Below are 8,432 nucleotides of genomic sequence, written 5' to 3' on the forward strand. Positions count from 1 at the left end.
AGGCGTAAGTATCATTAAAGGAAGTTTGATTATTTGCAGCATAACAGACTCTAGTATAAATAGACTCGCTTAAAAAAACAAGATTTATACTCTTTCAAAATTGGTTTTCGGCTTTGTTGTCTGCATCACCATGCACTCGACGTATATTGAATACGCCTGCGTGCCTTGCTCCTGGACGCCTCGCCGAATTCTCAATTTTGTTCGAGTATTCTGTAAATCAATTTGCTTTAAAAGGTCTTAAAAAAAACTTGATGATCATAAACCTGTTTCTGGATTTTGTTTTCCTTTTCCAGCTCAGCCAGAATTTTTCTGGTATTCTGACAGTAACCACGGGCCAGATGGACCATTTCTTCGAAGGAAGCCGGTCTGCGCCCGAGATACCGCAAGAGTTCCTCCTTGTTCAGGCTGAGGCCCTTTTCTTTCTGTTGAAGTCCGCCGATCAGTTCCACCCGCTTATCATTAAAAAAATCAGCTATCTTCTGTAATTCGCTATTGGCAAGTGCTACAGCTTGTTCTTTAAATGCCGGCGGACGGACAACCGTATTCAGTTGCACTTTATCAGGATTAATTTTTTGAACAGCTTCTTTCATGGCTTGCAGTTCGGCCTGTGTATCATTTACACCTTTGCAGAACAAAATCTCCAGCCAGATCTTGCCTTTGAATATTTTACGAAACTCGGCAAGTCCGCGGATTACATTCTTGATCCTGACCGGTGAATGCGGCACATTGATCTTTTCAAAAACTTCCTGAGTTACAGCATCCAGCGAAGGCATGAGCACATCAATATTTCTGATCTCTTCTCTGACTTCGGCCTTTCTAAGTAATAATGAATTGGTAATAACCACCAGCGGATAATTGAATTCCGCTTTCAGCATGGCAATTAATTTATCCAGATGAAGATGCAGGGTCGGCTCGCCATGACCGGTAATAGTCAGATAATCGATATCATGTTTGACGCTTTTAATCTGCTTCACAACAGCTTTAAAATCCACGAACTGCTTTCTTTCCTCATTATAAAAAGTGGTTTTACCGGACTCGCAGTAGATACAATTAAGATTGCAGGTTTTATAGGGAAGCAGATCGATCCCCAGAGAGTATCCCAAACGACGGGAGAGCACAGGGCCGAAGATTATTTTTTTTGGATCCATTTTTTGAACCGTTCTATTTCCTTTTCATTGAGAAGCCTGTATTCGCTGAGCTTCAGTTTGCCCAACTCCAGGTTGGCAATTTTGATTCGTTTTAACTTGATAACATCATACCCCAGGGCCTCAAACATTTTGCGCACCTGACGGTTGCGGCCTTCATAAATGGTAACTTCCAAATGAGCGGGGCTATCATCCATATAAAGCACTTTGGCCGGCAAAGTTTTCTGATCTTCAATAAGTATACCCTCGGCAAATTTGAAAGCGTCTGTCTGTTTGAAGGTTTTATCCAGAGTAACCCGGTATGTTTTGTTTATCTTGTTTTTGGGATGAAGAACGGACTGGGTAAGCTCGCCGTCATTGGTCAGCAAAAGGAGCCCGGTGGAATTGCGGTCCAGCCGGCCGACCGGATGCAGACTGCGGAATTCGGGGGGGAGCAAGTCGTATACAGTTTTACGGCCGAATTCATCGGACCTGGTGGTGATATAGTCTTTGGGTTTATTCAGGACCAGATAAATCTTGCGGTCGGGTTTTACCAACTGATTTAAAAAATGAACGGTATCTGTGTGCGGGTCAACTGTAGTGCCCAGTTCTGTTACTGCGTGATTATTAATTTTCACATGCCCTTTGACAATATATTCCTCACATTTGCGGCGCGAACCCAAACCGCACTGCGCCAAATATTTTTGCAATCGCATTTTGGGCATTATATTTGAACTTTCTCTGTTTTAGCGTTCCATCCGAGCAACGTCCTATAAAGTAATAAAGTATTCTGCAAATCAAGAGTTTTAAACAGGGCGGCTTCGGCAACCATTTCCTTGAAGCGTAACAGTTCTCTTCCGGCTTTGTTCCATTTGGGATCATCAACGGTTTGTTCTATTAAATCCAGAGCACGATAATAACATTGAATCGATTCGGAAACTGCTTTTTTGATAATCCAGGTCTTGGCTCTGCCAAACTCCGAACCGATCATCAGTATCTGCTGCGATTTCTCATAGGAATTCCATCTTTTCTGGTCCATCTTATGCCTACTTGTCTCTAACACATTGTTTTAGGATGGTGTTAATCCTGTTTTTTATTTCTTCCGATTGTATTTCCATGCTTAAATTTTTAATAGAAGGTCTGATATTAATTAATGACGTATATTCTATTCTGTCCTGAGTCTTTCGTAGCGGATAATAATTCGCTCCCCATAAATTTTGTTGCGAACTGCCGTTTTGCAGCAATTCATATTCAGCGTCCGAGTGCATCTCTCCCCCAAATGCTATTTTCTCCTCCTCAATGTCTACTACAAACTTGATCATATCTTCATAAGGTTTACCTTGCAGAGTTTTTAACATTTTATGAGTAACTGGAGCGACTGATGATGCAATAATAATATCAGGCATTTAATATAACCCGACGATCTTTTTAACTTCTTTTAAGGTTGACTGAGCAACTTTTCTGGCCTTTTGTGTACCTTTTTCAATAATGTTATCCAGCAGCCGCTTGTTACTGAGCAGTTCCTGTCTTTTTGTCCTGATGGGGCTTATAAACTCCTGGAGTTTGGGTAAAAGCAGCTTTTTACAGTCCACACAACCGATCAAAGCCTTTTTGCAGTCTTTGGCGATCTGATCTTTTTCCTGAGGACTGAATATTTCCTGAAAAGGATATAGTGCGCAGACATCCGGACGACCCGGATCTGAACGGCGCAAACGCTGCTCGTCCGTAAACATCTTCATGATCTTGTCTTTGATAACTTCATCGCTGTCGGCAAAATAAATAGCGTTTCCATAGCTTTTGCTCATCTTTCTGCCATCAGTACCGGTTATTACCGGAAACTCAGTAAACTTTTCCTGCGGTTCTTTGAAATACTCAGATTTAAAAAGAAAGTTAAAACGACGAACAATTTCGCGGGTAAGCTCCAGATGCGGGGCCTGATCTTTGCCAACCGGGACGAGGTCTGCCAGATAAAGCATAATGTCCGCGGCCTGCAACACAGGATAGCCTAAAAACCCGTAAGTATTTAAATCCTTATCTTTCATTTCTTCTTTTTTGCTTTTATAGGTGGGCACCCTTTCCAGCCAGGGCAAAGGAGTGATCATGGAAAAAATAAGATGCAGTTCGCTATGCTCGGGCACGCAGGACTGCACAAACAAGGTGGATTTTTCAGGATCAATCCCGCAGGCGATAAGGTCTGCAACCATTTCATAGGTATTGGACTTCAAATTTACCGAATCTTCATAGGCAGAAGTTAGCGCATGCAGATCGGCGATCATATAATAGGAATCATATTCCTGCTGCAAGGCCACCCAATTTTTGACAGCGCCGAAATAATTGCCAAGATGTATCTGACCTGTGGACTGGATGCCGCTTAAAATTCTTTTTTTCATAAAATGCTCTCCTGCTATTAGAAATAATATCAATTATCTGAACTGTCAGACGTAGCTTGGTCAAGGCTTTTTGCGCGACAATCGGTGATATAGTTAAAGATTCCTCGACCAGTCTTCGTTGCTACGCAACTTCGCCTCGGCAAGCTTCGCTCGGAATGACATTTCTCATTCGGAATGACGAAACATACTGATTATAATGCAAATTGGGGAATTTTTAAATTAATTACTTGGGAATATAAATACCGGCTAATGCTTTTTGCTGGCTCAGTGAAATAAAGTTCTCCAGATTTTTCCGGAAATCAGCTACACACTTGTCATAATTTTCTTTGGCCAGATGAACTGTTTCCCGGGCAAATTTTATTTCTTCGGGACTGTTGCCGAAGGCTATACCATAGCGCCCCAGCTCATTATTCTCATACTGTTCTTTATTATAATTGCCATCAGGAATAAGGACCACCGGACAGCCGCATAATGCGGATTCATAGTACATAATCGTAAGATTATCGAAACAATAAAACATACTGCACTGACGGAACAAATCCGCAAGTTCTTCCCTGGTTCCGGGGAAGCGGGGATTTCGGGTAATTTTAATCATATCGGTTTCAAGCGGATTGATAATGTCTTCCCGATACCTGCCCTTGCCTATATAAAAACATTGTTTATTTCTGGCTTGCGCTTCATTACGAAAAAAAATATCCTGTTCTATTGTGGGTATGAATAAGACTCCTTTTGCTTTGTTCCCAAGCGATTGCCGCAACATCTTTGTATAGACAAAAATCATGTCGCTTTCCGCATAGGTTAAATCTCCGCCCATTACACCGGGCCTGTTTAATACGTAACGAATCACAGTTTGCGCATTTAAAGGATTACCTGGTACTATCTCCGGATATACGGCTATAGCGCCCTGTTGTATTTTCTGCGCTATTTCCAGCTTGCTTAATGCCGGGGTTTGCAAATTGGGATTTACGGCCAATGGATTATCCATAACCAGAAATGCTTTTTGCCCGCTTTGGTTCAGATGATGACAGAGCAAATGCAGGGCTTTGATACCGCCCGAAGCTGAAGTATAGGAAGGCGCGACAATTAAATATTCGGCCTGACCATTTGAGCCCAGCACCTGTTGGACCCCATTTACGTGTAAATTTTTATTTGTACTGGCGGATGTTTGTGAAGTCAAAAGCAATTCATTGTGCAAATCACCACAATGCCATTTTTTTCGCTGGTATTCCGCGTCCTCCTGCATAATTTTCAGCAGATTCATATTTTCCGTGCCTCGCCCTGAAATACCGATCTTATGCAGTATTACTGACCGTGGTTCATACCAGACCTCAAATCCGAAAGTTCTGGCCCGCATGCAAAAGTCCGCATCCGAACAAAGAATGCGCAGGTTAGGGTCCAGCAGGCCAGCTTCCTTGAAAACTTCAGCTTTAATAACAACTGACGAAAAGGTGGCCCAAGGTTCCAATGTAGGTTCATTCAAATCATTTTTGGAGACAAAGCCCATCTTATGCTTGCTGCCTACAGAACCACCCCAGAAAATTTTGTCCGGGTTATTCATGTCCAGATTTTTACCACCGACTATCCCTGCATTGGGCGACTGCTCAAAACGCCTTAAAGAATGGTAAAGATAATCTGATTCCGGCTGTGTATCGTTATTAATTATCCAGATATATTCCGCGCCCTGATCTAAAGCTTTTTTTACACCTTCATTTACAGCTGCCGTGAAATAAATATTTTTTATATTGTTGTTGATAATTATTATGTCTTCCTGCTGTAGTTCTTCTGTTCCGGACAGAGCTGACAAGCACGAATTTAAAAGTTTATCGTCACCAAAGTGCGGAATAACAACTTTTACTTTATAATTTTTTTTTAGAGGACTTTTTTTTTGTGGGAGATAGTCCTGGGTAGCCAAAACATTGTTGAATTGTTTGATAAAATTTTTATCAGTAATTCGATTATTTTTATCGGCTTGAAGTTCGGCTTTAATTTTCCTGGACAGTTTTAAATCCGCACCAAATTTTTTCTTAAGTAATTCGGATAAATTATCTTTAAGCTCATTATACAATTTTTCTCGCAGATCACTGAAATTTATATGCTGGGCATAAGCCATTAATTCGAGTATTGTGTCAAATGGTGTCATATCTCTTTTTAGCATTTGCATTACCAGTTTATCCAGGGACTCGGCAATTTCCGCGGCATTTTTAGCCTCCGGGAATATAGCGGCTATATCTATGGACTTTATAAATTTGTAACAACAACAATCTACCGCGTAACGCAAGCGCGATCTTTTCTTGATTGTCTGTCCACTATGAAAGCGGTATACAGCTACAACGTCATTAACTTTGGCTATATCATAGTTTTTCATAATTCTGAACCACAGGTCGAGGTCCTGCGCAGGTTCACAAGCAGGATCAAACAAACCTACATCATTGAATATGGCTTTCTCCAGTAAAACTGTGCAGGGCACAATAGGATTACCGTAAAGGTATTGGGTGAACAGTTTCGGTTTGGGCTCAGGCTGGACCATCAGTCTGGGGTTCAGTTGTTGCGTATCGCTTTGATAAGCCAGGAAATCACCATATATCAGTTTTACTTGTGCAGGTTGTTTTTTTATACCAATCAATAGAAATTTCAGGCACTCAGGCATAAGCATATCATCCTGGTCCAGAAATTTTAAATATTTACCGGAAGCTTTGAGTATAGCCTTATTCATAGTTTGAGCTATACCTTTATTTTTTCGGTTATAATAAACCTTCACTCGTTTATCCTTCCTGGCCCATTCCTGAATAATTTTTCTGGTGTTATCGGTAGAAGCATCATCAACCACAATAATTTCCCAATCCTTATAGGACTGCTGAAAGACACTTTCTATAGCTTTACTGATATAATCCTCACCGTTAAAGGCCGGCATGATCACAGATACAAGGTCATGTCCGATATCAATATTCTGCTCATTATTTGTTTTTACTTTTTGAGAAGACCCAGGCTGCTTTTTATCCGACTGTTCCTTTTTGCCGAACATATTGGTAAAACTGGCGATGGCATCCATCTTTTCCGCCAGTGTTTTAGGAGGATTTTGAGCAAGCTGTTTCTGAAAACCGGCCAGCTTCCCGGAAAGTTGATGGGCCTTATCTTTATCAAATTTTTCACGGATCAGGTTTCGCATATTATTAAGCCTGAGCAAAACTTCATCAAAATTGAGCTCATCCCACAACTGACGCGCGTAAATGAGCTGATTTTTATCCGCAGCTTTGTGCACACCGATAATTTTATTCTGCGCTCCGCCAAGCAAAACAGCGTCTACATAAGGATAATAGGAAATCCTGTAGCGCGGATTGATGGATGAAAATATAACTACAGTGGGTATATTGTAGGCATCTGCCACATGATAGGTAACAGTATCCACGGAAATTACAGCGTCCATTCTGGATATAATCGCTATAAAATGGTCCAATGATTTGGATAAGGCGGATATGTCCAGGAAACGTTCATGCCTGAAGTCTGTCTTCACGGCTGATAATACCATATAATCGGTTTTTTCCAGCAAATATTGCAGGAATCTTTTATGGACCTCAGGCGGCATTGAGCGGATAGGAGTTGAGGCCAGCGGATGAAAAAGTAACATTTTTCGGTTATTGTCTTTAAAAATATTCAGGTATTCCGTAATGGACTTGTTTATCTCCGGGTCCACAGCAAGTTTTATTCTCTTATCGGCTCTGGATACTGTTTCTTTATCTATGGACATGGCTTCCAGATAAAAATCCATCATGGGCTGGTTATTGAATTCCTCACGCATAATGAAGCCGCTTAAATCTATATAGGCATCATATTGAAACAATTGATAAAGAGGCGCCGGGATGCTGTGTATTTTATGGATCACACCTTTTTTTTGATATTTTTCATAAAGCTGATGGTTTTTCTTGATGAGCAATTGGAAAACATCTATTTCCACTTCACTATATAATTTTTTGAGCCTCTCATAAAAAATCTCCAAAGCCTTGAGACCGAGTAAAGAATCACCCGAACCGGTACCCATGCCGTTAACTATCGCTACGCGAATGGCAGGCTTATTGACCAGCGCTTTGGCCTTGGCTTCCAGCGGGACCAGCAGCTTGTCTCTGGCTTTAACATGGCCGATATCTTTGGGAAAATTGGGATGGCAGATTATACGCCTTAACTTTTCTCCGTCGATTGTGACAACATGTTCTTTTTCATATTTGATCTTGCAGGAAAGCTGAATATGGCTGGTATCGCTTTCCGTACTGAAGTAAACATAGCTTTCCGGTACGTAGTCAGCGCTTAATTGATCGGCAACCGGAGCAATAAAGGAAAAAGTTTCCATAGACAGCCCGGTATTAATGGGCAGTTCTATAGGATTATTAACGTAAAAAAATTTCAACTGTTTAACCTCTTTTTCAATGTAACAATTTAATTATACCCGCGAAGCTGAAAAGTTAAACATGGAGGGGGAAAAGTACTTTAAAAAATTCATTAATATTTTAGCAACCGATAATTTTCTACTAATTACGCAAGGAACATAAAATATTATCTATTGCACCGGCTAATTGAATCAAAGAGCTATTAGTAGCCGAATGATTCCTGTTCAACATTTCATCCAATAAAGGTAGTGACTGCCGCTCTTCTTGACAAATTTTCAGACGTGAATCTGGCAATATACTATTATCCAGAACAATTTTTTCTTTAATCCCAACCCCAGATATTATTTTCTTTTCGCCTTTTACAATACCTTCAAGATTAATGAAGACCTCATTCAAATCCAGGTCATCCCACAATTTTTTGGCGTATTCGATATCATCCTTGCGGCTGGATTTGTGCTGTCCCAGCAGTCTGTTGCCGGAATCTCCCAATAAAATGCCCGAAACCATAGGATAATATTTGATACGGTATTCCGGATCTA

General features: G+C 40.9%; 7 protein-coding genes. All 7 read right to left on the reverse strand.

Annotated elements, in window-relative coordinates:
• Window positions 1–227: 227 nt before the first annotated feature.
• A complete protein-coding gene (locus PHV30_11300; protein ID MDD5457598.1) occupies window positions 228–1,148 on the reverse strand; it encodes a radical SAM protein in 921 nt (306 codons plus the stop codon).
• Entirely contained in the window at window positions 1,130–1,849 is a 720-nt protein-coding gene (locus tag PHV30_11305; protein MDD5457599.1) for a pseudouridine synthase, read from the reverse strand. The genes PHV30_11300 and PHV30_11305 overlap by 19 nt, the downstream gene beginning before the upstream one ends.
• On the reverse strand, window positions 1,849–2,163 hold the full coding sequence (locus PHV30_11310) for a hypothetical protein (protein MDD5457600.1): 315 nt from the start codon (window positions 2,161–2,163) through the stop codon (window positions 1,849–1,851). The genes PHV30_11305 and PHV30_11310 overlap by 1 nt, the downstream gene beginning before the upstream one ends.
• A 7-nt stretch (window positions 2,164–2,170) precedes the next feature.
• Window positions 2,171–2,530 (reverse strand): DUF5674 family protein, encoded by a 360-nt coding sequence (locus PHV30_11315; protein ID MDD5457601.1) that lies wholly within the window; start codon window positions 2,528–2,530, stop codon window positions 2,171–2,173.
• On the reverse strand, window positions 2,531–3,514 hold the full coding sequence (trpS, locus tag PHV30_11320; protein MDD5457602.1) for a tryptophan--tRNA ligase: 984 nt from the start codon (window positions 3,512–3,514) through the stop codon (window positions 2,531–2,533).
• Window positions 3,515–3,737: 223 nt separating this feature from the next.
• Window positions 3,738–7,913, reverse strand: a complete 4,176-nt coding sequence (locus PHV30_11325) for a glycosyltransferase (protein MDD5457603.1) — start codon at window positions 7,911–7,913, stop codon at window positions 3,738–3,740.
• 121 nt (window positions 7,914–8,034) lie between these two features.
• Window positions 8,035–8,432: hypothetical protein (locus tag PHV30_11330; GenBank protein ID MDD5457604.1), on the reverse strand; the 398-nt coding region annotated here is incomplete at its 5' end.

The organism is Candidatus Margulisiibacteriota bacterium (genome assembly GCA_028715625.1).
Classification (GTDB): Bacteria; Margulisbacteria; Riflemargulisbacteria; order GWF2-35-9; family GWF2-35-9; genus JAQURL01.

Coding starts and splice junctions, on each gene's coding strand:
- PHV30_11300 (MDD5457598.1), bottom strand. CDS start 1,148: ATGGATCCAAAAAAAATAATCTTCGGCCCTGTGCTCTCCCGTCGTTTG.
- PHV30_11305 (MDD5457599.1), bottom strand. CDS start 1,849: ATGCCCAAAATGCGATTGCAAAAATATTTGGCGCAGTGCGGTTTGGGT.
- PHV30_11310 (MDD5457600.1), bottom strand. CDS start 2,163: ATGGACCAGAAAAGATGGAATTCCTATGAGAAATCGCAGCAGATACTG.
- PHV30_11315 (MDD5457601.1), bottom strand. CDS start 2,530: ATGCCTGATATTATTATTGCATCATCAGTCGCTCCAGTTACTCATAAA.
- trpS (MDD5457602.1), bottom strand. CDS start 3,514: ATGAAAAAAAGAATTTTAAGCGGCATCCAGTCCACAGGTCAGATACAT.